This is a genomic window from Burkholderia sp. HAN2018 (genome assembly GCF_024704855.1).
GTDB lineage: Bacteria > Pseudomonadota > Gammaproteobacteria > Burkholderiales > Burkholderiaceae > Burkholderia > Burkholderia cepacia.
The window spans coordinates 1-23,236 of the sequence record NZ_QOBB01000109.1; the positions used below are offsets into that span (position 1 = coordinate 1).

The following is a 23,236-nucleotide window of genomic DNA, read 5'->3' on the forward strand; positions in this document are numbered from 1 at the left end:
CGTCGACCATCCGGCCGTCGACGCGCAGCGCGCCGCGCCCGTTCGCACGTGCGTCGTCGTAGGCGGCCAGCACCGCGTGCGCGTCGCGCACCGCGGCGTCGTCGGGCCGGAACGCACGGTTGAGCGCGCCGACCTGCAGCGGGTGGATGCAGGTCGCGCCTGCATAGCCGAGCTCCGCGGACGCGCGCGCGATGCGCTCGAACGCGTCGAGATCGCGCAGTTCGTCGAGGCCGCCGATGAGGCCGAGCGGCAGGATGCCGGCGGCGCGCGCGGCGATGATCAGCAACTGTTTCGGCACGCGCAGCACATCGGCGCTCGCGCCGCTTTCGCAGTTCAGCGCGAAATCGCCGCCGCCCAGCATCATCGCGACGACGCGCGGCGACGCCTGCGCGATCCGGTCCATTGCCTGGAACGCGCGCGGCGTTTCGACGATCGCGACGATCCGCGTGCGGCCGGGCGGCGCGCCGGCTTCTTCTTCGAGCGCGGCCAGCAGTTCGTCGATCGCCTCGATGTGCGAGCCGCCGCGCACCTTCGGCAGCACGACGCCGTCCACGCCGGCCCGGACGGCCGCGCGCAGGTCGGGCACGAGCTGGTCGAGCGGGCCGTTGGCGCGCACCAGCAAGTCGCGGCCCGGCGCGCGCAGCGCCGGCACGGCGTCGGCCAGCTCGTCGCGGGCGGCCGCCTTGCATGCGGGCGGGACGCTGTCCTCGAGATCGAGGATCAGCGCATCGGCGTCGCTCGCGGCGGCCGATGCGACGAAACGGGGGACGTGCGCGGGGACGTACAGCAGCGAGCGCCAGACGGGTTGTGACGATGAATTCATCTACGGTCTCATAAAATGAAAGTCACTTTCATTTTTGTGATGGATGACCGCATTCGTCAAGATTATCGTTAACGCCTAGTATCAAGGAACATTGCAGGATGATGACCGAGCGAAGCTCTGCGGATTCATGTTGATGTCATCGATGATCTGCGTATAATGAAAGTGACTTTCATTTTTCGATGCCGGCCAGCGTAACGTGGCACCGACCTGACACGAACAGCCCGGCATCGCACGAGGTGGACATGAACAAGGTGGAGACAAGCAATCCGGCAGAGGGCGGCGTGGCCGCGGTCAACCGCGCGCTGACCGCGCTGCTGGCATTCGGCAACGCGCCCGGCGGGCTGATGCTCGCGCAGGTGAGCGAGGAGACGGGGCTCAACATGAGCACGCTGTTGCGGATGTTCGAGTCGCTCGAGCAGTTCCGCTTCATCAAGCGCCTGCCGGACGGGCGCTATGTGCTGGGGCCCGCCGTGTTCCAGCTCGGGATGATGTATCGCGAGTCGTTCCAGCTGCGCGAGTACGTGATGCCGATCCTGTCGAGACTGTCGGCGGAAACCGGCGAGACAGCCGCGTTCTACGTGCGTGAAGGCGACCAGCGCGTGTGCCTGTTCCGCATCCAGGCGCAGCGCTCGGTGCGCACGCACCTGCGCGAGGGCGACCGCTTCCCGCTCGACGTCGGCGCGGCCGGCCGTGTGCTGCTTGCGTTCAGCGGCACGCGCGGCGGCGACTACGAGAAGACGGCCGAGCAGGGCTACGCGGTATCGATCGCCGAGCGCGATCCGGAAAGCGCGGCGATCGCGTGCCCGGCATTCGGCGTCGGCCGCGTGCTCAGCGGCGCGATCTCGCTCGGCGTACCGCGGTATCGCTTCAACAAGAAGGTGCTGGCCGACTACCTGCCGCGCGTGCAGGCGGCCGCCGCCGAGCTGACGCATGCGCTCGGCGGCGATCTGCCCGCCGCAGGCGCGGCATTTCGCGCGGCCGACCAGCTCGGCGCGCTGCTCGAGTAGCGCCGCGCGCGGCTGAGCGCGCCTCGAAGTCCGCCTTGCAGTCCGCCTCGCACGACGCATACACCAACCAGGAGACAAGCATGTTCGTTCCCGACCCGCAGGCCGCTCACGCGGCCGGCGCGCACCGTCGCGCGTCCACCGGCCCGATTCATCCGAAACCGTTCGACGCCGGCGCGCAGGGGCCGCTCGCGGGCGTGCGCGTCGTTGACCTGTCGCGCCTGATGGCCGGCAACATGCTGAGCGTGCAGCTCGCCGATTTCGGCGCGGACGTCGTGAAGGTCGAGAGCGAGCGCGGCGATACGCTGCGCGCGGTCGGCGCGGGCGGGATCAGCACGAACTGGAAGGTATACGGGCGCAACAAGCGCAGCGTGTGCGTCGACCTGCGCACGCCCGAGGGCATCGACATCGTCCGCCGGCTGGTGCGCGACGCGGACGTGTTCGTCGAAAGCTTCAAGCCCGGCGTCGCCGAGAAGATGGGGCTCGGCCCGGACGACCTGCTCGCGATCCGTCCCGAGCTGGTGATCGCGCGGATCTCCGGCTGGGGGCAGACCGGGCCGTACCGCCACAAGCCGGGCTTCGGCACGCTCGCGGAAGGATATGCGGGGTTCGCGGCGATCAACGGCTTCGCCGATCGCGAGCCGGTGCTGCCGCCGATGTTCCTCGGCGACATGACGGCCGGGCTGTCCGGCGCGATCGCCGTGCTGGTCGCGCTGCATGCGCGCGACGCGCACGGCGCGGCGGGGCAGGTGATCGACGTGTCGCTGTTCGAGCCGCTGCTGTCGATCCTCGGCCCGGCCGCCGCGAACTACGTGATGACCGGCAAGATCAAGGAGCGCACCGGCAGCCGCTCGTCGAACACCGCGCCGCGCAACGCGTATCGGACCCGCGACGGCAAGTGGCTGTGCCTGTCGAGCTCGACGCAGGCGATGGCCGAGCGGCTGTTCCGCGCGATCGGCCGCGCGGAGCTGATCGACGATCCGCGCTACGCGACCAACGTGCAGCGCGTGCAGCACGCGGAAGCGCTCGATGCGATCGTCGGCGAATTCATCGCCGCGCGCGATCTCGATGCCAATCTCGCGTTCTTCGAAGAAGCGGGCGTGACGGTCGGGCCGATCCAGGATATCGCGCAGATCGTTCAGGACCGCTATGTGATCGAGCGCGAGGCGCTCGTCGAGCTGCCGGACGACGACGTCGGCAGCCTGCCGATGCACAACATCACGCCGCGCCTGTCGGCCACGCCCGGCACGTTCCGCCGGCCCGCGCCCGCGCTCGGCGAGAACAATCGCGAGATCCTGCTGCCGCTGCTCGGCGAACGCGAATACGAGCGGCTCGCGGGGCTGGGCGTGATCCGCACGCGGTAGGCGCGACGTGCGACGCGGCCGCGAAGGACGGCCGCCGCACCCTGGACATTGCATGGAGGAGACAACCATGAAGCCACGCTGGACCCATCGGCCGCCCGGCTCGAACTGGGGGGATTTCGGCCCGGACGATCAGAAAGGGCGCCTGAACTGGCTGACCGCCGACGCGGTGCTGCGCGGCGTCGCGGAAGTGCGCGAAGGCCGCGTGTTTTCGCTGAGCCTGCCGCTCGACGTGCCGCGCGGCGGCGGGTTGAACGCGCGGCGCCGGCCGCCGGCGATCATGCCGGCGCTGCTCGGCGACAGGCCGTATTTCGGTTATCGGGCGGATGAACAGGTTGCGAACGCAACCGACGTCGTCTGCGACGATTCGTTCTGCATGCACTCGCAGTTCTCGACGCAGTGGGATGCGCTGTCGCACGTCGGCTCGCTGTTCGATCCGGCGGGCGACGGCGAGCGGGCCCGCATGTTCTACAACGGCTACCGGATGGACGAGCACATCCAGGTGCCCGAAGCGGGTGCGCCGCGCGGCGGCGCGCGCGCGCTCGGCATCGAGGTGATGGCGCAGACGGGCGTGCAGGGGCGCGGCGTGCTCGTTGACCTGCGGCGCCACTTCGGCGACGAGCGGCGCAAGATCGGCTACGCGGAGTGGATGGCGGTGCTGCGCGCGGACGACGTGATCGTCGAGCGCGGCGACATCGTGTGCGTGCATACGGGCTTCGCCGATCGCCTGCTCGACGCCGACGCGCGCGGCGAACCCGCCGCGCCGGACGTGTGCTGCGTGCTCGACGGCGACGACCCGCGCCTGCTCGAATGGATCGACGCGTCGGGGCTCGCCGCGCTCGCGGCGGACAACCACGCGGTCGAGGAGCGACCGCGCGATGCGCGGGCGCGCGAGCGGCCCGGCGCGCTGATGCCGCTGCACGAGCTGTGCCTGTTCAAGCTCGGCATCCACCTCGGCGAGCTGTGGCACCTGACGCCGCTCGCCGACTGGCTGCACGCGCACCGGCGCAACCGCTTCCTGCTGACCGCGCCGCCGCTGCACCTGCGCGGGCTCGTCGGGTCGCCGGTCAATCCGGTCGCCACCGTATGAACGCCGGCGCCGCGCGCATGCCGCGCCGGCGCCGGGTCTGCCGCTTCGCCGCTTCGCGCAGGCCGCGCGGGCGGATCATCGAGGAATCGCCATGTCCCATTCCCATGCGGCGTCGATCGCCGCCCGCATCGACCGCCTGCCCGCGACGGCCAGCATCTGGACGCTCGTGCTGTTCCTGAGCGTCGGCGGGTTTTTCGAGGTCTACGACCTGTTCCAGATGACCTACCTGCCGCCAGGGCTGATCCGCGACGGCATCTTTCACGCAGGCTCGCACGGCGTGCTCGGCATGTCGGACCAGGGCGCGCTCGGCGCGGCGACGTTCGCCGGGCTGTTCGTCGGCGAGATGTTCGTGTCGCGTCTCGCGGACCGCTTCGGGCGGCGCGCGTTGTTCACCGGCGCGCTGCTGCTCTACACGGCGGCGAGCCTGGCGATGTGCGTGCAGACGCATGCGCTTGGCATCCTCGTGTGCCGTTTCATCGCGGGCTGCGGCATCGGCGCGGAGCTGATCACGATCGGCGCGTTCCTGACCGAGCTGGTGCCGAAGGCGGTGCGCGGCCGCGCATTCGCGCTGTGCTTCGCGGTCGGCTATCTCGCGATGCCCGTGCTGGCGCTGGTGTCGTGGTTATGGGTGCCGCACGATCCGCTCGGCATGTCCGGATGGCGCTGGGTCGTGCTGCTCGGCGGCAGCGGGGCGGTTTTCGTCTGGTGGCTGCAGTCGCGGTTGCCGGAGTCGCCGCGCTGGCTCGCCCACACGGGCCGCGAGGCCGAGGCCGAAGCCGTGCTGCGGCGGCTCGAGCAGGCCGTCGAGCGGGAATCCGGCCGGCCGCTGCCCGCAGTCCCGACGCCGGCCGCAGCGGCCACGGCCACTGCCGCACAGCGCGCGCCGTCGATGTGGGATGCGCGGCATCGCGGCCGCACGACGATGCTGATCGCGTTCAATGCATTCCTGAGCATCGGTTTCTTCGGCTTCAGCCAGTGGCTGCCGACGCTGCTCGCCGCGCAGGGCGCGAGCGTCACGAAGAGCCTCTGGTATGCGTTCGTGATCGCGTTCGCGTATCCGGTGTCGCCGTTCGTCGCCGGCCTGCTTGCCGACCGGATCGAGCGCAAATGGTTGATCGTTGCGTCGGCGTTCGGCGTCGCGCTGTTCGGCACCGCGTTCGCGATGTCGGCGCAGGCGCCGTTCGTGATCGCGTTCGGCTTGCTCGTCACGCTGTCCAACACGGTGCTCGCGAGCAACGGCACCGCGTACCAGTCGGAAGTGTTTCCGACCGAGATCCGCGGGCGCGCGCTCGGCTTCGTGCATTCGATCGGCCGCCTGACGGGGATCGCGAGCAGTTTCATCGTCGCGCTGCTGCTCGAACGCGCCGGGGTGTCGGCCGTGTTCGTGCTGATCGGCGGCAGCATGCTGATCGTGATGGTGTCGATCGGCGTGTTCGGGCCGCGTACCAACAACCGGGCACTGGACGAGATCGCGGACAGCGCCGAGCACGCGGCGGCGTTGCGCGGGCTCGCCGAAGCGCCGACCGGGCGTGTCGATGGGCGGCGAAAATTGGGCTAGCATCCTGATTCATCGCGGCAACCGGGCACCTCGCCCATCGACCATCGCCATGAAACCCGTTGCCGTCGTATTGCACGGCCCGACCAGTGCAGGGAAGAGCAGCCTGGCCAGGGCGCTCCAGCAAGGGTCGGACGTGCCGACGTTTCACGTCTCGCTCGACGCGTTCGTCGAGATGTCGCGCCGGCGTGACATGCGATCGGACGAGGAGCTGAATCAGGCGCTGAGACTCCACCAGCTCAACCTGCAGTCGACACTCGCACGGATCGCGGCCAGCCATTTCGAGATCGTGCTGGATCTCGTGCTCCGGGATCCGGCCGCGCTCGACGCATGCATTGCCGCGCTGTCGCCGCGTCAGACCTTCGTCATCGGCGTGACGTGCCCGCTGGATATCCTCGAACAGCGCGAACGCGCGAGGCCGGATCGCGGCGAGGGCATGGCCCGCTCCCAGTTCGGGCATCCGGCTTATTCGCGGCCTTACGCGCTGCGCATCGACACGTCGACATGCACGCCGGAAGAGGGCGCGCGCCGCATCCGTGCCCACGTCGACGCGCAGCGCGAGTGAGCGTCGTCGCGCTTGATCCTGACAGGCTGCGTTCTCCCTTAAACTCGCCGGCAGCGAATGTCATCGGCCACGCGGATGATGTCGTTCGCACGCGACAAATCGCATTGTGCCGACAAGCGGGAAATTCGCAATGAAACCGATTCCGAAGCGTTCGTGCCGATAACCGGTTTTTCATGTTTCGAACGGATTGAAAGCGAATTTCAAGCGGATTCACGCGCCGAAAGGCCGTGCGAAGCGGTTCCAGCGGGTAAACGCCAGGTTATAGGCCCGTCGTGTCCAGACAGGGGATTCATGGATTGAATGCGCGCCGATTCAAAATATAAATTTCGGAAAGACTTTGGCACGGGATATGCTTCGCAGTTCTTATCCGAATGGATCATGCGCCGGCTATTCGTCGGAAAAATCAGGCTGGAGCATGAACCGCCCGGATCTGACAAGCCGATTGTTTAGAGGATGAACAGTTTGTGAATTCTGCGCGGCAGTGCGAAGCTGCCCGCGGAACAGCGTCGTACACGGATTGAGTTGGGTGACTTGAAACGCAGGCCGTAACTCCTAGCGACGGCCACTACTGACAGTTCAGGATATGACATTACTGATTGGGGTCCCTCTGGAGACGGCCAACGAGGAACGGCGCGTAGCGACGGTTCCCGACGTGGTCGAAAAGCTGATCAAGCTCGGGTTCTCGGTGGCCGTGCAAAGCGGTGCCGGCACCGGCGCGAACTTCAGCGACGACGACTACCGCACGGCCGGGGCCGAAGTCGTGGCGACGGCCGCCGATCTGTGGGGCCGCAGCGATATCGTCCTCAAGGTGCGCCCGCCGAGCAGCGAGGAAGTCGCGCTGTTGCGTGAAGGCAGCACGCTGGTCGGCTTCGTCTGGCCGGCGCAGAACCCCGAACTGATGCAGCAGCTGGCCGCGAAGCGGGCCACGGTGCTGGCGATCGATTCCCTGCCGCGCACACTGTCGCGCGCGCAGAAGATGGATGCGCTCACGTCGATGGCCGGCGTGAGCGGCTACCGCGCCGTCATCGAGGCGGCCCATGCGTTCGGCCGTTACTTCAACGGGCAGATCACGGCCGCGGGCAAGGTGCCGCCGGCCAAGGTGTTCGTCGCCGGCGCGGGCGTCGCCGGCCTCGCGGCCATCGGCACGGCCGCCGGCCTCGGCGCGATCGTGCGCGCCAACGACACGCGCGCGGAAGTGGCCGACCAGGTCAAGTCGCTCGGCGGCGAATTCGTCAAGGTCGACTACGAGGAAGAGGGCTCGGGCGGCGGCGGTTATGCGAAGGTGATGAGCGAAGGCTTCCAGCAGGCACAGCGCGCGATGTACGCGCAGCAGGCCAAGGACGCGGACATCATCATCACCACCGCGCTGATTCCGGGCAAGCCGGCACCGAAGCTCATCACGGCCGAGATGGTGCAGTCGATGAAGCCGGGCAGCGTGATCGTCGACATGGCCGGCGAGCAAGGCGGCAACTGCGAGCTGACGGTGCCGGGCGAGGCGGTGGTCCGCCACGGCGTGACGATCGTCGGCTACACGGATCTCGCGTCGCGCCTGGCGCGACAGTCGTCGACGCTGTATGCGACCAACCTGCTGCGCGTGATCGAGGAGCTGTGCAAGGCGAAGGACGGCATGATCAACGTCGACTTCAATGACGACGCGATCCGCGGCCTCACGGTTATCAAGGAAGGCAGCGTGACCTGGCCGCCGCCGCCGATCCAGCAGCCGGCCGCGGCACCGAAACCCCCGGCGGCGCCGGTTGCGGCAACCGCGTCCAAGGGCCACGGGCACGGCAGCGGCGAGCCGATGTCGGCGAAGTCGCTCGCGATCGTGTTCGCCGTCGGCGCACTGGCGTTCCTGCTGGTCGGCCAGTTCGCGCCGGCCACGTTCCTGGCGCACTTCACGGTGTTCGTGCTGGCCTGCTTCGTCGGCTACATGGTGATCTGGAACGTCACGCCGTCGCTGCATACGCCGCTGATGAGCGTCACCAACGCGATCTCGTCGATCATCGCGATCGGCGCGCTGGTGCAGGTCGCGCCGCCGCTGGGCGAGGCCGCGGCCGGCGACCGGCCGTCGGGGCTGATCCTCGGCCTGGCGGTGGGTGCGCTGACGCTCACGGCCGTCAACATGTTCGGCGGCTTCGCGGTGACGCGCCGCATGCTGGCGATGTTCCGCAAGTAAGGAGACGACAACAATGACTTCCAACCTGACTACCGTCTCCTACATCGGCGCGGCCATCCTCTTCATCCTCAGCCTCGGCGGGCTGGCGAACCCCGAGACCGCGCGCCGCGGCAACCTGCTCGGCATGATCGGGATGCTGATCGCCGTGCTCGCCACCGTACTCGGCCCGCGCGTGTCGGCCGAAGGCATTCCGTATGTCGTGGCCGCGCTGGTCGTCGGCGGCGCCGTCGGCCTCGTCGCCGCGAAGAAGGTGCAGATGACGCAGATGCCCGAACTGGTTGCGCTGATGCACAGCCTGGTCGGTCTCGCGGCCTGCCTGGTGGGCTTCGCCAGCTACATCGATACGTCGGTGCAGTTCAGCGGCGCGGAGAAGGCCATCCACGAAGTGGAGATCTACGTGGGCATCCTGATCGGCGCGGTGACCTTCGCGGGCTCGGTCATCGCGTTCGGCAAGCTCTCCGGCAAGATCGGCGGCAAGCCGCTGCTGCTGCCGGCGCGGCACTGGCTCAACCTCGCCGCGCTGCTGATCGTGATCTATTACGGTCGTGCGTTCCTGCATGCGGAGACGATCCAGGACGGCATGACGCCGCTCATCGTGATGACGGTGGTGTCGCTGCTGTTCGGCGTGCACATGGTGATGGCGATCGGCGGCGCGGACATGCCCGTCGTGGTGTCGATGCTCAACAGCTACTCGGGCTGGGCGGCGGCGGCCACCGGCTTCATGCTCGGCAACGACCTGCTGATCGTGATCGGCGCGCTGGTGGGCTCGTCGGGTGCGATCCTGTCGTACATCATGTGCCGCGCGATGAACCGCAACTTCATCAGCGTGATCGCGGGCGGCTTCGGCACCGGCAGCGGTGCGCCCGCGGCGGCAGGCGCCGGCGCGCAGCCGGCCGGCGAAGTGGTGGCGGTGAGCGCGCTGGAGACGGCCGAACTGCTGCGCGATGCCAAGAGCGTGATCATCGTGCCCGGGTACGGGATGGCGGTGGCGCAGGCCCAGCACACGGTGCATGAACTCACGAAGGTGCTGCGCGAGAAGGGCGTCGACGTGCGCTTCGCGATCCATCCGGTGGCCGGCCGCATGCCGGGGCACATGAACGTGCTGCTCGCCGAGGCGAAGGTGCCTTACGACATCGTGATGGAGATGGACGAGATCAACGGCGATTTCCCGGAAGCCGACGTGTCGATGGTGATCGGCGCCAACGACATCGTGAACCCGGCCGCGCAGGAAGATCCGGCCAGCCCGATCGCCGGCATGCCGGTGCTCGAGGTGTGGAAGGCGAAGACGTCGATCGTGATGAAGCGCAGCATGGCGTCAGGTTATGCGGGCGTCGACAATCCGCTGTTCTACAAGGACAACAACCGGATGCTGTTCGGCGACGCCAAGAAGATGCTGGACGAGGTTTTCGGGGCGTTGAAAGCCTGACGAGGCGCACGGGCGTGGGCGTATGGGTGCGCGGGTCGAACGGTCAGCGGCCGTGGTGTCGAACGGCGGGTTGATCGGGGCCCGGCACGCCCGACGTGCGTATCGGAAAGATCACGGAAGTGCGAGACGGGATCGGATGTTTCGCACTTCCGGGAAAAGAGCGCGATCGATCGTCGGTGCGCGGATCGACGAACCATGCGAATGATGCCGTTGGAGCGGGCGGCGGCTCCATCATCGGCGTGACGATCGCCGAAACCTGGCCGGCCGCCGGAATGGTGCTGGTCGACCGCTGTCCCGTGTGAACGTGCTATCACGCCTATCCGCACGAATCAGGCACCAGATCCTTGCCTGCCGCCGATACCACAGCTTGCCGCAAACGGTACCGGCGCCTCTCCTCCTCGTTCCTCATGTCACGCAGCCGCGCCGGTGGTTCCCACACGACTGCGCGTGACGATGTCGCCTATCCAGCCGCTCCCAGTTCCGCGAAACCGGTGATCCTTGCGTCGCATGCACGCGCCAGCGCCAGGTCGTGACTCGAAAAAAAGACGGCACGGTCCGCAGCCAACGTCCTGAACAGGTCGACGAGCACCGCACGCGACGCGGCGTCGAGCCCGTTGCCCGGTTCGTCGGCGATCACGACGGTGGGCGCGCCGAGTGTCGTCGCCGTCAGGAACAGTTTCTTGCGCGTGCCGAGCGACATCTGCTCGAAGCGCTTGTCCATATGCGGGGCGAGCCCGAATCGATCGGCCAGCTCGAGCGTGCGGGTGTCGACGACGGTTTTCTTGGCCGCGGCCACGAGATCGAGAAACGCGCGTCCGGTCTGGAACGGATACGTCAGGCAATCGTCGGGTACGTACGCCAGCGCGGATTTCGCCGCGAGCGGCGCGGTGCGCAGGGAATGGCCGCCGAGCCAGACTTCGCCTTCGTCCGCGTCGATCGTGCCGGCGAGAATGCCGAGCAACGTCGATTTGCCGCTGCCGTTTTCGTCGCACAGCGCCACGCACCCGGCGCCGGATGCGAAGTTGAGCCCTTGGAAGATGACGCGCTTGTCGAAGCGCTTGCCGAGATTGTCGAAGCGGAGCATGGATCGGGTAATCAAACGAAAACTTGCCAGGCCAGCGTGACCCAGACTACGGTCAGCGCGATGCCCAGCAACACGGATTGTCGGGACGCGTAGCGTTGCGGCAGATAGTGTAATGCGACGAGCGGTGCGCCCGAGCACACGAGCGCCGCCGCCATCTGCGATGACAGCACGCCGTGCGTCACCAGCAACAGCGGGGCGACGGCGGCGAACGGCAGCGCCAGCGCGGCAACGGTCAGACAGTCGGCCCGGCGCTTCGCGAAGGTCGACAGCGGCAACGATTGCATGAAGTGCGACGCATGCAGGTGTGCCGCCTGCAAATCGCGATACGTCGTCGCCGCGATCAGCGCGATGACGGCCTGCGCGATCAGCGTCAGCGGAACGGCGCGCTGGTCGAACCCCCAGAGCGCAAGCAGGAAGCATGTCGAAGCGGTGACCGCACCCATCATCAGGCAGTGCCCGGCGGTGCTCGCGGCGCGATCCCGCAGGATGCCGATCTGCAGCCTCGCGATGGGCGGCAGCCCGTTCCGGACATGGACGCGGATCGCATCCGCGATGCGACGAGGGAACGCCCCCGGCATTTCCGAACGGGCGGCCCGCGCAGGGGCCGTATGCGCAATCGTGAAAGCGGCGAGCAACAATGCCACGGTCAGCCACGCGGGACGTAACGCCCCCTCGACGTGAAAGCCGCCGATCAGGAAGACATTCGCAACGATCAACGCGATTGCATTGCGCAGGTTGCGCGACAGCGCGGTCAATTGCCATCCGAGCGTGATCAGGAACAGGTCGAGAACGAACAGGTAGTTGATCGCCTTTTGCGGCAGGAAGGCGAGCGCGATGGCGGCGGCGAGCACGGGCAGCAGCAGCGGCGTACTCGCGACGATCACGACGATCGTGTCGATGGCGCGACGGCGGCCGCTGGAGACGGGCAAGGACGCGAGGAAGGTGACGAACGGCCCCCCGGTGATGGCACGACGCTGCGCCAGCACCCACAGGATGCCCACGGCTTCGAGCAGGTGCACCCACGCGAACCGCCATTCGATGCCATGCGACGGCGCCAGCGCCGCGAGTACCGGCGCACCCAGAATGCGCGTCTGCGAAAACACCGGCATCGCCGGCAGCAACAGCATGGCCAGCAGGAGCAGCGCCTACCAATGCCTGCGCAGCAGGTTTGACGTCGCGAGCGCGTACCACCTCAGTCGGCAAGACAACATCGCTTCCAGCTCCCTTTCACCGTGCAAACGAACCCGGCATCCTGCCACGGTGGTCGCCGCGGCACAACCATCCCCGCCTTTGGCGGCCGGGGCGGCACGCACGAGGTCACCGTGCCGCATGAGAAACCGTCGCTGCGAATCGCCGCGTCGGCGGGCGGGTCACGGTGGCACGAGGCATCCGTCAGCGTAGCGGATTCATGCGCACGAAGCCGACGCGGATCGTTCGACAGGTGCCGGACAGGTGCGCGGCAAGTCGCGACACGCGCGTCATACGGCTCGGGTATGCTGGACGAATGCCGGGCGGATGAACGGGCAGGACCGCAACACGGCACGCCACACCACACCACACGCGATTGCATCGCAACCACCGGCCGCACCGGGCCGATTTCAACTCAGGAACAGGGATTCGACATGGCGGAACTGGACAACGAGCTGTATGAGCGGATCGGCGCGCTGAGCGACGCGGGCGATGCGTTGATGGAAGACGGCGACTACGAAGGCGCACTGGAGAAATTCCGGGCAGGATTCGACCTGCTTCCCGAACCGAAGACCAACTGGGAGGCCGGAACGTGGTTGATGGCCGCGATCGGCGACGCGAATTTCCTTCAAGCGGACTACGCGGCCGGGTGCGAGAATCTCGGCCAGGCGATGCACTTCCCCAACGCGATCGGCAACCCGTTCCTGCACCTGCGGCTCGGCCAGTGCCAGTTCGAACTGGGCAATCTCGACCGCGCGGCCGACGAACTGATGCGCGCATACATGGCGGGCGGGCCGGAGCTGTTCGAGGACGAGGATGCCAGGTACTTGCGATTCCTTGCCACGCGTGCGGAAGGCATCGAGACGCCCTGACGCGCGCCGTGGGTGCCGGCTGGCGGCCGGAATCGCGAGCAGGCTTTGGCGGCCGCGTCGCGCCGCGATGCGATGCCTGGCGTTTTCTCCACGTGTGCACGACCTGCCCATGAACCTGACCTTTCCCCTCGCCGCCCAATCCGATGCCGAAACGCTGGTCGCGATTCGCATCGCCGCGATGCGCGACAGCCTCGAGCGCATCGGCCGCTTCGATCCGCGGCGTGCGCGCGAACGCTTTCTCGCGTCGTTCGACCCGGCGCTATGCCGCTTCATCGAAGCCGATGGCGTGAACGCGGGTTTCTTCGTGGTTCGGCCGCAGGAAGACCACTGGTTGCTCGACCATCTGTACATCGTGCCCGCGCACCAGGGAAAGGGCATCGGCGCGGCCGTGCTGCAACGGATCTTTGCCGAGGCGGACGCGCAGCGCGTGCCCGTGCGTGTCGGCGCGCTGCGCGGCAGCGATTCGAACCGTTTCTATGCGCGGCACGGCTTCATGCAGGCCGACGAAGCGGAGTGGGACATCTACTACGTGCGCGAACCGGGTTCGGCGACGGCGTAGATCGCACATGCCCGCGCGTCGTGACGACGCATGCGGGGTGTGATCCGGGTGAGCGCATCAGCGTTTTCCCGGATATCGAATGCGCGGCGCATGCCGATGATGCAGAGAGAATATAACTACATGATCCGAGGCCAATCATGACGACATCTGCAACAAACGGACCGAATGCGGTATCGCCTGAAACGACCGGGGCGGCAGCGACATCCGACGACGCGGATGGCGTGCCGTCGATCCTGCTGGTCGACGACGAGCCGAGCGTGCTGTCGGCGCTCCGGCGCGTGTTCCGGCCCGCCGGCTACGAGATCCTGACCGCGGAGAGCGGCGAGGCCGCCCTCGAGGTGCTGGCGTCGACCGAAGTCGACCTGATCGTGTCCGACATGCGGATGCCGGGCATGAGCGGCGCGGAGTTCCTGGCCCGTGCCCGGGCGCTCTACCCGGACACGATGCGTATCCTGCTGACCGGTTATGCGGAGATCGCGTCGGTCATGCAGGCCGTCAACGAGGGCGGCGTCTATCGTTACCTGAACAAGCCGTGGGACGATCACGACCTGCTGCTGACCATCGAACAGGCGCTGGAGCAGCGCCGTTTGCGGCACGAGGCGGCGCGGCTCGCCGCGCTGACGGAAGCGCAGAACGAAGCGCTGCGCCGTTTCAACACGGAACTCGAAACGCAGGTTCGCGCGCGCACCGAGGAACTCGGGCAGACCGTGATGTTCCTCGAAGCCGCGCAGCGCGACCTGAAAAGCAGTTTCACCGCGATGGTCCAGGTGTGCGCGAGCATGATCGAGATGCGCTGCGGGTCGGCCAGCGGTCACGCGATGCGGGTCGGCGAGATTGCGCGGCGGCTCGCGCTGGCCTCCGGGATGAGCGAGCTGCATGCGCAGGACGTCTACTTCGCGGGGCTGCTGCATGGCATCGGCAAGCTGTCGCTGCCGGACGAATTGCTGCACAAGCCGCTCACGCGGATGACGGCGGAAGAGCACGGCCTGTTCCAGCAGCATCCGCTGCGCGCGCAGATGGTGCTGACGCCGGTCGCGCAATTGCACAAGGTCGCGTCGATCGTGCTGCACCAGTACGAGCGCTTCAACGGGCGCGGCACGCCGGACGGGCTGGCCGGCGACTCGATCCCGCCCGGCTCGCGGATCGTCGCGATCGCGCGCGATTTCGAGGGGCTGCGCAATGGCGACATCGGTGCGCCGCATTCGGTCGAGCAGGCGCTCGACGCAATGCGTTCGCAGGCCGGCGTGCGTTACGACCCGCGCATCGTCGAAAACCTCGCCGAACTGATGCGGGACCCGGCGAGCCTCGGCATCGCGGCGTCCGTCGCGGAGATCAAGTCGGCGCAGTTGCGCGAAGGGATGCAGCTCGCCGACGATCTGCGCACGCATCGCGGCGTGCTGCTGATGACCAAGGGCAGCGTGATGTCCGCACACCAGATCGAGCTCGTGCGCCGCTTCGAGACACGCGAGGGGACGGCGTTCGACATCCTCGTGCTGGCCGGCCAGGCGGCGAAGCCGGCGCAGGGCGTGCCGAATGCCGGCGCGGCGCCTGCCTGAGCCCGGACGCGCGGCCTGACGGCCGCGGTGCACATGCGCGCCGCGGCAACGCACTCACCTCGATTCGAGCGCTCGATCATGCACGGCACCTACAATCTTCCGCTCGTCCTGCTGTCGGTCGCGATCGCGACGCTGGCCTCCTATACGACACTCGACCTCGCCGCCTTCATCTCGCTGCTCGACAACCCGAAGCTCAGGCGCATGTGGCTGGGCGGCGGCGCGGCGGCGATGGGGACGGGCATCTGGTCGATGCATTTCGTCGGCATGCTCGCGTTCTCACTGCCGATTCCGCTCGGCTACGCGTTGCCGGATACGGGCGCGTCGCTGGCGATTGCCGTGCTCGTGTCGTACTTCGCGCTGTATGTCGTCACGCGCGCGCGGCTGGGCTGGCGGCGGCTGCTCGCGGGCGGCGTGCTGATGGGCGGCGGGATCGCCGGCATGCATTACGCGGGGATGGCCGCGATGCGCATGGCGCCCGGCATTCGCTACGATGCCGTGCTGTTCGCCGCGTCGATCGGCATCGCGGTGATCGCGTCGACCGCCGCGTTGTGGATCGCGCAGGCGCTGCGCGCACGGCAGGCACGCCATGCGACCGCCCAGCGCGTCGGCGCGGCCGTCGTCATGGGCGTCGCGATTACCGGCATGCACTACACGGCGATGGCGGCCGCGCATTTCGCGCCGGACGCGCGATGCGGGGCCGCGAACGGAGTCGACACGCCGTGGCTCGCGACGACCGTCGCGCTGTTTACGACGGGAACCCTGGTCGTCACGCTGTTGCTCAGCCGATTCGATGCGCGCACAACCTTCCTGCGCGGGATGACCGATACGCTCGAGCGGCTCGTGCGCTTGCGCACCGTCGAACTGGAACGCGCGCTGCACCGCTACGAACAGACGACGGCGATGCTGCAACGTACCCGCGAGAACATGGCGACCGAGATCGACGAGCGCAAGGCCGCGCAGGCGCGGCTCGAACAGGAGAAGGAGGAGCAGCGGCGCCTGTTGCATGCGCTCGAGGAAACCCACGTGCAGCTGCTGCAGTCGGAAAAGCTCGCGTCGATCGGTCAGCTCGCGGCCGGTGTCGCGCACGAGATCAACAATCCGATCGGGTTCGTCAGCGCGAACCTCAATACGTTGAAGACGTGGGTGCGCAGCCTGCTCGACGTGATCGCCGCGCATGAAGCCGCGCTGCCGCAGCTCGACCCGGCCGCGCGCGATGCGCTGACGGCACTGGGCCGCTCGGCCGACCTCGACTACGTGCGCGGCGAGATCGCGACGCTGATCGACGAGTCGATCGACGGCGCGCTGCGCGTGCGGCGCATCGTGCAGGACCTGCGCGATTTCTCGCGCCCGGCCAGCGACGAGTGGAGCGTGGTCGATCTTCGTGCAGGGCTGGAAAGCACGCTCAACGTCGTCCACAACGAACTCAAGTACAAGGCCGAGATCGTGCGCGACTACGGCGACGTGCCGCAGGTCGAATGCCTGCCGTCGCAGTTGAACCAGGTCTTCATGAACCTGCTGGTGAACGCGGCGCAAGCGATTCCCGAGCGCGGCGTGATTACGATCCGCACGTCGAGCGACGGCGAGCAGGTGTCGATCGCGATCAGCGACACCGGCACAGGCATGACGCCCGATGTCGTCCGGCGGATCTTCGATCCGTTCTTCACGACGAAGCCGGTCGGGCAGGGCACGGGGCTCGGCTTGTCGGTGTCGCACGGGATCGTCGAGCGCCATCGCGGCACCATCGACGTGACGAGCGAACCCGGACGCGGCACGACGTTCTGCGTTCGGCTGCCGATCCGGCGGGCCGGCGGAAACGCGAACGAAAGCGTGAACGAGACTGCGGCCGTGGCGGAGGTTAGCGCCGGTCCAGCAGCGTATCGCTCAGGACGCTGAACGCCGCGCCCGGCAGCTCGTGCAAATGCTCCACCACGCTGCTGACCGGATAGAACGCTTCGACCGAATCGTCGAGAATCCCGACGCCGATCAGTTCGACGCGCCGCTCGCGCAGCGCATCGACGCGTGCGCGCAGGTCGGTGCGCAGGATCGCCGGGTTGCCGTCGCCGGTGGCCGGATAACCGTCCGACAGCACCATCAGGATCCGCCGCCGCGCACGCTGCGCCAGCAGCCGTTCGGCGGCCCAGCTCAACGCCTCGCCGTCGGGATTCTCGTGGCCGCATTCGATGCACGCGAGGCCGCTCGGGTTGTCGGAATCGAACCGCTTGTAGACGCGCAGGTCGAGCCGTTCGACGAAGCGGTTATAGCCGAACGTGTCGCGGCCGGCGTCGATCCAGCGCTGGTAATGCGCGCGCATCGCGGCGTCTTCGACGGAGCTGTAGCCGAGCGCTTCGCACGCGAAGCCGAGCTGCATCAGCGCATCGCACAGCGCCGCCGCGCACAGCCGGGCGAGCTCGATCTTCCTGCCGGCCATCGACCCGCTGCAATCGATCAGCAGGCCGACGGCCGCGTCGCGCCCGGGCGCGGCGCGCCGGACACGGAACGGCGTGCGGTAGCCAGGCGACGTGACGAGGCGGGCGAGCGCCATCCGGTCGAGTTCGCCGCGCTCCTGTTCGCGCTTCCAGCGCGTCTGTTCGTCCACTTTCAACGCGCGTTCGAGTCGCAGCTTGAGCGGCTCGGTCTGCGCGCGGGCCGCGCTTCGCAGGCGGTGCCAGCGCGCCGCGTCGCCCTTGCCGGTGAAGTCCGTCACCGTGTCGAATGCGGTGGTCAGCGGGACCGACAGCAGCGGCCGACGGTCCGCGGACAGGCGGATCGTGCCGGGTGCCGCATCGCCCGGCGTCGGTGATGCCGTGGACGATTCCGTGTCGGCGATCGCGCCCGCGCCCGATTCGGCCGAAACCGGCGCACGTGCATCGTCCGCCGAGCCCGGTCCGTCCGATTCGAATTCGGCGGCGATGCTGTCGCTGTCGATCGTGCTGCCCGGATCGGCCGTGAACATCATGTTGTTCGCACCGGCCGAGGCCAGCGCGCGGACGCGCTCGACGATCCGGTGCGCGGCGCGGATGCTGTCGGCCGTCGAAGTCGCGGCGCGCGCTTCGTCGACGAGATCGTCCGACGCGGCGAGCGTCGCGTCGAGCGACGGGATGCGCTCGATCGTGGCTGGCGGTTCGTCCCACAGCGCACGCTCGATGCGCCATACGAGCCTGTCGCGCCACGCCATCCGTGGCCATCGTCGAAGCGTATCGGCGGCCGACGCCACCCGCATTTGCCGCAGGAACGTCATCGCGCCGGGATAGCGCGCAACGAGGCGGCCGGCCGCGCGCCGGTCGTCGATCGCCTGCGCAATCGCGCGCACCGCGGGCGACGCCAGCGCGGCAACGGCATCGATCGCGCCGAAGCGGACACGCGCCGCGTGGAGATCGACGAGGCCGACGATCGCGTCGTCGTCGACGTCGCCCGCGAGCAGCGTGTCGGGCAGCACCAGCAGGTCGCGCTGCGCGAGCGGGCCGTGGCGCGCGAACCGTACCTCGATGCCGTGTCGTTGCGCGAGCGTGCGGGCCAGCCGGGTCAGGTGGAGCGAGCGCGCATCGTCGTCGCGGTCCATCGCGTCAGGCCCCGACGTCGATGTAGTGGCGAATGATGCTGCGGATCAGGTCGGCGTCTTCCGCGCCGACCTTCGCATAGATCGTCGGGCCGGCGGCCGCTTCGGGATCGCCGGTGCGCAGCATCAGGTCGGCCCAGTCGATCAGGCGCCGCGTCGAGAACGCGCTGGCCAGATCCTCGCGGACGAACGCGGCGCGGCAGTCCGCCGCGATCGCCGCGAGCGTGCCGGCCATCGCCTCGGTCATGGCCGCGCCGAACGTGCGCTGCAGCACGCGCGCCTCGTCGGACGGCGGCAGGTAGTCGAGGCGGTACACGCGCCAGCGGTCGAGAAACGCCTCGTTCATCACGTTGGCGCCCTGGTACAGGTGGCGGAACTGCCCCATCGCGCCCGCCGCGTTGGCGGTCGCGAACAGCCGGAACGACGGATGCGGGACGACGATCTCGTTGCCTTTCTCCTTGAGCAGCAGGCGTCCGGCCGGTTCGAGCACGGCGGTGAGCACCGCGAGGATGGCCGGTTCCGCGAAGTCGATCTCGTCGACGATGAGCCACAGCCCTTCGCGCATCGCGGTCGGCAGCACGCCGTCGACCCAGCGGGTCTCGCCGCCCTTGACGGTCCAGAACCCGACGAAGTCGCCGACCGTCGTCTGCCCGTTCATGTTCGAGCGCAGCACGCCGTGGCCGGCCAGCGCGGCGGCCTGCTCGATCAGGCTCGTCTTGCCGGTGCCGGTGTGGCCGATCAACAGGATGCGCCGGTTCTCGACGATGTCTTCCAGCACGTCCGTCGCGCGCGCGGTGAACAGGTAGGCGGGGTTCCGGGGCGGCACGAGCGGCCCGCCCGGGCCGCGCGGCATCGGCACGCCGCCCACCTGCACGACGTGCGCCGCATCGCCGGTGGCCGCCGGCCGCGATGCATGCGCGTGTCGGAGGTCCTGCATGAACCGGTCGCGATGCGCGGGGGCCGCATGGTCGCCCGTTTCGCGCCGGACGAAACCTTCCTGGATCCACTTGTGCAGCTTCGCATCGAGGTTGTCCGCGTCGACGACCGTATCGACCGACGTGCTGCCGTCGGGACGATGATGCTGGATGCGGTACATGTGCGCGCGTTCGGAGCGGCTGACGATCCATTGCCCGGCGGACGGGTCCGCCAGTTGCCGATAGACGCCGAGTACCGACGGGGCGGAGGGAGTGGGGTCAGCGGGTGCGTTCATGGTGGCGAGCGAGAGTGGGCGGCCGGCGCTTCATGCCTTCGATGCGTCGCGACGATTGTATATTTTTGGCGCGAAGGGCGACATTCGCGCGAGAATCGTTTCGTTTCGTTTCGTTTCGTTTCGATGCGGCGCGTCGGCCTGCCTTCATCACGTGACGGCCAGGTGTAATGCGCCGCAGCATGATATTTCGGCACCCTCGCCACGGAATCGAACCGCTTTTACTGTGCCGATCCGTCTGCAACGCCGCGACGTGTTGCAGTCCGTCGGCAACCTCCATGCGCGTCATCGTCGCTCGACCCCTCGCCTGACGCCGACCTCCGGGGCGTACGACGAAGCCCACCCGTCACGTTGGATCGTGGGCCGTCACGCCTTGATCAACGGGGTGGATTTTCAGTACCGTAGCAGGCTTGATCGCCAGGCTCCCATCGCGCCTCCCCGGGTAGCCCGGCGTGACATCCAACCATGCGCCGGTCGTCGATGCCGGCGAAGGAGTGTTGAACGTGACGGTGACAGGAACGGACGAGCGGGTGATCCGACGTGCCAGCGCGCTGGATGCGCCGGCCGTGCTGGAGATCTTCGATGAAGTGATTGCGTGGTTCGTCGACATCGGCAACGACGGGCAATGGGGCCGCGAGCCCTGGTCGACGCAACCGAAGCGGATTGCGCTCGTGACGGAAGCCTGTGCGCTGCCCGACGCGTGGGTGGCGGAATCGCCCGACGGCCGCATCCTGGGCGCCTTGATCCTGGGCGAATCGATGCCCTACGTGCCGCCCGCGACCGAGCCGGAAATCTACGTGAGAGTGCTGGTCGCGTCGCGCGACGCGCGGGCGCGCGGTGTCGGCCGGCGGCTCATGGCCTTTGCGGATGAGCGCGCCCGGGCTGCCGGGGTGCAGCGCTTGCGGGTGGATTGTTATGGGGGCGGGACCGGCGCGCTGGTGCGCTTCTACGAGTCCTGCGGGTATGAGCGGCTGTCGACCTTCGACGTGGACGGGTGGCCGGGGCAGTTGTTGGGGCGCACGGTGTGACGATGCCGCTCAGCCGGTCAGGCCGGCACGGCGCCTGTCGAGTCGGGCGCTTGTGCCGGCTGTTCCGTCAGCCGGAAACGGCCGGCGGTGCGACAGACGCCCGGTGGGCCGACGAGCCGGGATGCGCGGGCGTCTCGTGCACATCGTGCGCAACCGGCAGCGCAACCCGCACATAAAGAAACGCACGCCGCTCGCGGTCGGGCAACACCTGCGGCCCGTAGCTGATCGTGACCGTGCCGTCGCGGATCTCGCCCGCCTGCGCGAAACGCCATGCGCCGGGGTCGCTGTCGAGCAGGAATTCGGCGCGCGCATACGCGAGCGGTTCGAACCGCTCGGGAATCGCGACCGGGCGCCCGTCGAGCTTGTCGAGCAACGCTTCGGCCACGTCGAAGCCGTAGCCGTCGCGCACGATGTCGCAGATGAAGCTGCCGGCGATGCGCGGATTCAGTTCGATCACGTGCGGCACGCCGTCGTGCACGATGCAGTCGAGATGCACAGGCCCCCATGTCAGCCCGGCGGCCGCCGTTGCGCGCGTACCGACATCGATCAGCGCGCGCAGCGTCGGCGTGTCGAGATCGAGTTCGGACGTATAGCCGCGTTCGAGAAAGCCGGCGCCATGCCGCTTCAGCTTGCGCATCGCGCCGACATAGCGCCCGTCGAAATACTCGACGCAGTATTCGCTGCCGCCCAGGAATTCCTCGATCACGATGCGCTCGGTCGCAAGCGCCTGTGTATCGGCTCGAGCGGCGGCTCGAGCGGCGGCGAGCGCGTCGAGTTGAGCGCGCACGTCGGCGATGTCCTCGCAGCGCCGCACGCCGTCGCTCGCCGAGCCTTCCGACGGCTTGACGACGACCGGGAAACGCAGCGGAGCGGCCGCGGCTGCGAGTGCCGCCGGCGCGGCCAGCGTGCCCGTGACGAATTGCGCGGCCGGGATGCCGTGCGCGGCGAGCAGTGCCTTCTGGTTCGACTTCGACACCGCGTGCGCGACGTGGCGCGCATCGGGGCCGGGCAGGCCGAGCGCGTAGGCGACCGATGCGGCGGTGCGCGCATAGGTGTCGTGCGCGGTCGTCACGCGCAGCGTGTCGATCTCGTCCGGATAGCGCGCGCGCAGCCAGCCGGCGAGCAGCGCGGCATCGGGTTCGAGATGGATCGTCTCGACGCCGTCCGGAAAGACGCCGTCCAGACTGTGACCGGGCGCGGTAATGACGGTCACGGCCGCCTGGCGGGCGAGCGCGCCGCGCACGAGCGCGAGGCTGCTGCCGGTGGCGCGTGCGCCGATCACGATGAGTCGCTTCATGCTGGATCCTTGATCGGTGAAGAAGGGGGCATTGCGTGCCGGTCAACGTGCGCGCCGGCGCAGGCGCTGTGCCTCGAGGCGCGGCAGCAGATGCTGGACGACGCGCGGGAGCGTGTAGATCGGCAGCTGTGCGCACGTGAACACGAGCGCCATGGTGGGCGTCGCGGCGAGCCCGAGTGCGGCCCACATCAGGCCGACGTTGCGATTGGCGACGATCAGCGCGACATTGAGCCGTGTGCGGACGTCGCCGGGAGTGAGCCCGTACGCGATGATCTGGAAGCCCGCGTTGACGGCGAACGCGAGTGCGATCGCCGTCAACGCGCGGTGCGGCGCGTCGATGATCGATTGCTGCATGCCGGCCATTGTGCCGAGCGCGAACACCAGCAGCGCGGCGACGACGGTCGCATCGACCGGCGTCGCATAGCGGTCGAGCCGGGACCCCGCGAACCGCCGCACGAGCAGCGCAACGCCCTCGGCGCTGCCGATCAGCAGCGCGAGCCGCAACGCGAGATTCAACGGCGAGATCGACACGGCCGCATCGTGGCTGAACCAGGCCGTCAGCAGCGGCGCGGTGAGCGGGACGAACACCATCGACGCGAGGGTCGCGACGAGCGCGACGCTGGCGTCGAGCGACAGCATCCGCGCGATCGTCGACGTGCCGCTCGACGGCGGCGCGCAGTACGCGATCACGAGCGCGACCACCCAGTCGTACGGCATGCCGGCGAGCCGCGCGGCGATGCCGAGTGCGACCGGGCACAGGATCATCGTCGCGGCGGGCAGCAGCAGCGACACGGCCGGCCGCCGCGCGACCGCGCGCACGGCGCTCGGCTCGACGCGCAGCAGCGTGCCGAGCACGAACAGGAACACGGTGACGGGCATCAGCGGCTGC

The 23,236-nt window shown here is 68.4% G+C and carries 20 protein-coding genes; 13 read left to right on the top strand and 7 right to left on the bottom strand.

The window, feature by feature from the left end:
• Positions 1-823, bottom strand: an 823-nt coding sequence (locus tag DPV74_RS24450; RefSeq protein WP_162923121.1) for a CoA ester lyase, incomplete at its 3' end; no start/stop codon positions are given.
• Positions 824-1,065: 242 nt separating this feature from the next.
• Here DPV74_RS24450 and DPV74_RS24455 point away from each other — a divergent pair.
• The 8 genes from DPV74_RS24455 to DPV74_RS24490 all read left to right on the top strand — a co-directional run bounded on the left by DPV74_RS24455 (position 1,066) and on the right by DPV74_RS24490 (position 10,302).
• Positions 1,066-1,830 (top strand): IclR family transcriptional regulator, encoded by a 765-nt coding sequence (locus DPV74_RS24455; RefSeq protein ID WP_060196933.1) that lies wholly within the window; start codon positions 1,066-1,068, stop codon positions 1,828-1,830.
• An 80-nt stretch (positions 1,831-1,910) separates the two neighbouring features.
• The gene (locus DPV74_RS24460) at positions 1,911-3,191 is read left to right on the top strand and encodes a CaiB/BaiF CoA-transferase family protein (RefSeq protein ID WP_119338120.1); all 1,281 of its coding nucleotides are present in this window, start codon (positions 1,911-1,913) and stop codon (positions 3,189-3,191) included.
• Between the two features lie 67 nt (positions 3,192-3,258).
• Positions 3,259-4,278 carry a cyclase family protein gene (locus DPV74_RS24465; protein ID WP_119338114.1) on the top strand — a complete coding sequence of 340 codons (1,020 nt, stop codon included), beginning with the start codon at positions 3,259-3,261 and terminating at the stop codon, positions 4,276-4,278.
• 91 nt (positions 4,279-4,369) lie between these two features.
• Complete coding sequence (locus DPV74_RS24470; protein WP_119338115.1) at positions 4,370-5,836, top strand: MFS transporter; 1,467 nt, start codon at positions 4,370-4,372, stop codon at positions 5,834-5,836.
• A complete protein-coding gene (locus DPV74_RS24475; protein ID WP_081078998.1) occupies positions 5,814-6,398 on the top strand; it encodes a chloramphenicol phosphotransferase CPT family protein in 585 nt (194 codons plus the stop codon). The genes DPV74_RS24470 and DPV74_RS24475 overlap by 23 nt, the downstream gene beginning before the upstream one ends.
• Before the next feature lie 583 nt (positions 6,399-6,981).
• On the top strand, positions 6,982-8,574 hold the full coding sequence (locus DPV74_RS24480) for a Re/Si-specific NAD(P)(+) transhydrogenase subunit alpha (protein ID WP_119338116.1): 1,593 nt from the start codon (positions 6,982-6,984) through the stop codon (positions 8,572-8,574).
• A gap of 13 nt (positions 8,575-8,587) precedes the next feature.
• Complete coding sequence (gene pntB / locus DPV74_RS24485) at positions 8,588-10,000, top strand: Re/Si-specific NAD(P)(+) transhydrogenase subunit beta (RefSeq protein ID WP_060084629.1); 1,413 nt, start codon at positions 8,588-8,590, stop codon at positions 9,998-10,000.
• Between the two features lie 95 nt (positions 10,001-10,095).
• Complete coding sequence (locus DPV74_RS24490; protein ID WP_162923122.1) at positions 10,096-10,302, top strand: hypothetical protein; 207 nt, start codon at positions 10,096-10,098, stop codon at positions 10,300-10,302.
• Between the two features lie 158 nt (positions 10,303-10,460).
• Here the strand turns inward: DPV74_RS24490 and DPV74_RS24495 are convergent, their stop codons facing one another.
• Both DPV74_RS24495 and DPV74_RS24500 read right to left on the bottom strand, forming a co-directional pair.
• The gene (locus tag DPV74_RS24495) at positions 10,461-11,084 is read right to left on the bottom strand and encodes an ABC transporter ATP-binding protein (protein WP_060174407.1); all 624 of its coding nucleotides are present in this window, start codon (positions 11,082-11,084) and stop codon (positions 10,461-10,463) included.
• Between the two features lie 11 nt (positions 11,085-11,095).
• Positions 11,096-12,211, bottom strand: coding sequence for a hypothetical protein (locus tag DPV74_RS24500; protein ID WP_119338117.1), 1,116 nt, complete (start codon positions 12,209-12,211; stop codon positions 11,096-11,098).
• A 495-nt stretch (positions 12,212-12,706) separates the two neighbouring features.
• On the opposite strand from DPV74_RS24500, the gene DPV74_RS24505 reads away from it, so the two are divergent.
• The 4 genes from DPV74_RS24505 (at position 12,707) to DPV74_RS24520 (ending at position 17,152) form a co-directional block, all read left to right on the top strand.
• Entirely contained in the window at positions 12,707-13,144 is a 438-nt protein-coding gene (locus DPV74_RS24505) for a tol-pal system YbgF family protein (RefSeq protein ID WP_027792746.1), read from the top strand.
• Positions 13,145-13,253: 109 nt separating this feature from the next.
• Positions 13,254-13,703, top strand: coding sequence for a GNAT family N-acetyltransferase (locus DPV74_RS24510; protein ID WP_027792745.1), 450 nt, complete (start codon positions 13,254-13,256; stop codon positions 13,701-13,703).
• A gap of 137 nt (positions 13,704-13,840) precedes the next feature.
• Positions 13,841-15,259, top strand: coding sequence for an HD domain-containing phosphohydrolase (locus DPV74_RS24515; RefSeq protein WP_027792744.1), 1,419 nt, complete (start codon positions 13,841-13,843; stop codon positions 15,257-15,259).
• Positions 15,260-15,337: 78 nt separating this feature from the next.
• Positions 15,338-17,152, top strand: coding sequence for a histidine kinase (locus tag DPV74_RS24520; RefSeq protein ID WP_119338118.1), 1,815 nt, complete (start codon positions 15,338-15,340; stop codon positions 17,150-17,152).
• On the opposite strand, the gene DPV74_RS24525 is transcribed toward DPV74_RS24520, so the two are convergent.
• Together DPV74_RS24525 and DPV74_RS24530 are read right to left on the bottom strand one after the other, a co-directional pair.
• Positions 17,115-18,818 carry a cobalamin biosynthesis protein CobT gene (locus tag DPV74_RS24525; RefSeq protein ID WP_119338119.1) on the bottom strand — a complete coding sequence of 568 codons (1,704 nt, stop codon included), beginning with the start codon at positions 18,816-18,818 and terminating at the stop codon, positions 17,115-17,117. The two genes, DPV74_RS24520 and DPV74_RS24525, sit on opposite strands and share 38 nt — an antisense overlap.
• 4 nt (positions 18,819-18,822) lie before the next feature.
• The gene (locus DPV74_RS24530) at positions 18,823-20,025 is read right to left on the bottom strand and encodes an AAA family ATPase (protein ID WP_059813305.1); all 1,203 of its coding nucleotides are present in this window, start codon (positions 20,023-20,025) and stop codon (positions 18,823-18,825) included.
• 449 nt (positions 20,026-20,474) lie between these two features.
• Between DPV74_RS24530 and DPV74_RS24535 the strand changes: the two genes are divergently transcribed.
• Complete coding sequence (locus DPV74_RS24535; protein ID WP_230961200.1) at positions 20,475-21,050, top strand: GNAT family N-acetyltransferase; 576 nt, start codon at positions 20,475-20,477, stop codon at positions 21,048-21,050.
• Between the two features lie 67 nt (positions 21,051-21,117).
• Here DPV74_RS24535 and DPV74_RS24540 read toward each other — a convergent pair whose 3' ends face one another.
• Both DPV74_RS24540 and DPV74_RS24545 read right to left on the bottom strand, forming a co-directional pair.
• The gene (locus DPV74_RS24540) at positions 21,118-22,347 is read right to left on the bottom strand and encodes an acetyl-CoA carboxylase biotin carboxylase subunit family protein (protein WP_240440016.1); all 1,230 of its coding nucleotides are present in this window, start codon (positions 22,345-22,347) and stop codon (positions 21,118-21,120) included.
• 42 nt (positions 22,348-22,389) lie between these two features.
• On the bottom strand, positions 22,390-23,236 hold an 847-nt coding region (locus tag DPV74_RS24545; protein ID WP_119338121.1), incomplete at its 5' end, for a hypothetical protein.

Excerpts from the sequence above, each read along its gene's own strand:
- DPV74_RS24530 (WP_059813305.1), bottom strand. The coding sequence starts at position 20,025 with ATGAACGCACCCGCTGACCCCACTCCCTCCGCCCCGTCGGTACTCGGC.
- DPV74_RS24505 (WP_027792746.1), top strand. The coding sequence starts at position 12,707 with ATGGCGGAACTGGACAACGAGCTGTATGAGCGGATCGGCGCGCTGAGC.
- DPV74_RS24525 (WP_119338119.1), bottom strand. The coding sequence starts at position 18,818 with ATGGACCGCGACGACGATGCGCGCTCGCTCCACCTGACCCGGCTGGCC.
- DPV74_RS24475 (WP_081078998.1), top strand. The coding sequence starts at position 5,814 with ATGGGCGGCGAAAATTGGGCTAGCATCCTGATTCATCGCGGCAACCGG.
- DPV74_RS24540 (WP_240440016.1), bottom strand. The coding sequence starts at position 22,347 with ATGAAGCGACTCATCGTGATCGGCGCACGCGCCACCGGCAGCAGCCTC.
- DPV74_RS24470 (WP_119338115.1), top strand. The coding sequence starts at position 4,370 with ATGTCCCATTCCCATGCGGCGTCGATCGCCGCCCGCATCGACCGCCTG.
- DPV74_RS24460 (WP_119338120.1), top strand. The coding sequence starts at position 1,911 with ATGTTCGTTCCCGACCCGCAGGCCGCTCACGCGGCCGGCGCGCACCGT.
- DPV74_RS24495 (WP_060174407.1), bottom strand. The coding sequence starts at position 11,084 with ATGCTCCGCTTCGACAATCTCGGCAAGCGCTTCGACAAGCGCGTCATC.
- DPV74_RS24465 (WP_119338114.1), top strand. The coding sequence starts at position 3,259 with ATGAAGCCACGCTGGACCCATCGGCCGCCCGGCTCGAACTGGGGGGAT.
- DPV74_RS24480 (WP_119338116.1), top strand. The coding sequence starts at position 6,982 with ATGACATTACTGATTGGGGTCCCTCTGGAGACGGCCAACGAGGAACGG.
- DPV74_RS24520 (WP_119338118.1), top strand. The coding sequence starts at position 15,338 with ATGCACGGCACCTACAATCTTCCGCTCGTCCTGCTGTCGGTCGCGATC.
- DPV74_RS24515 (WP_027792744.1), top strand. The coding sequence starts at position 13,841 with ATGACGACATCTGCAACAAACGGACCGAATGCGGTATCGCCTGAAACG.
- DPV74_RS24500 (WP_119338117.1), bottom strand. The coding sequence starts at position 12,211 with ATGCTGTTGCTGCCGGCGATGCCGGTGTTTTCGCAGACGCGCATTCTG.
- DPV74_RS24455 (WP_060196933.1), top strand. The coding sequence starts at position 1,066 with ATGAACAAGGTGGAGACAAGCAATCCGGCAGAGGGCGGCGTGGCCGCG.
- DPV74_RS24510 (WP_027792745.1), top strand. The coding sequence starts at position 13,254 with ATGAACCTGACCTTTCCCCTCGCCGCCCAATCCGATGCCGAAACGCTG.
- pntB (WP_060084629.1), top strand. The coding sequence starts at position 8,588 with ATGACTTCCAACCTGACTACCGTCTCCTACATCGGCGCGGCCATCCTC.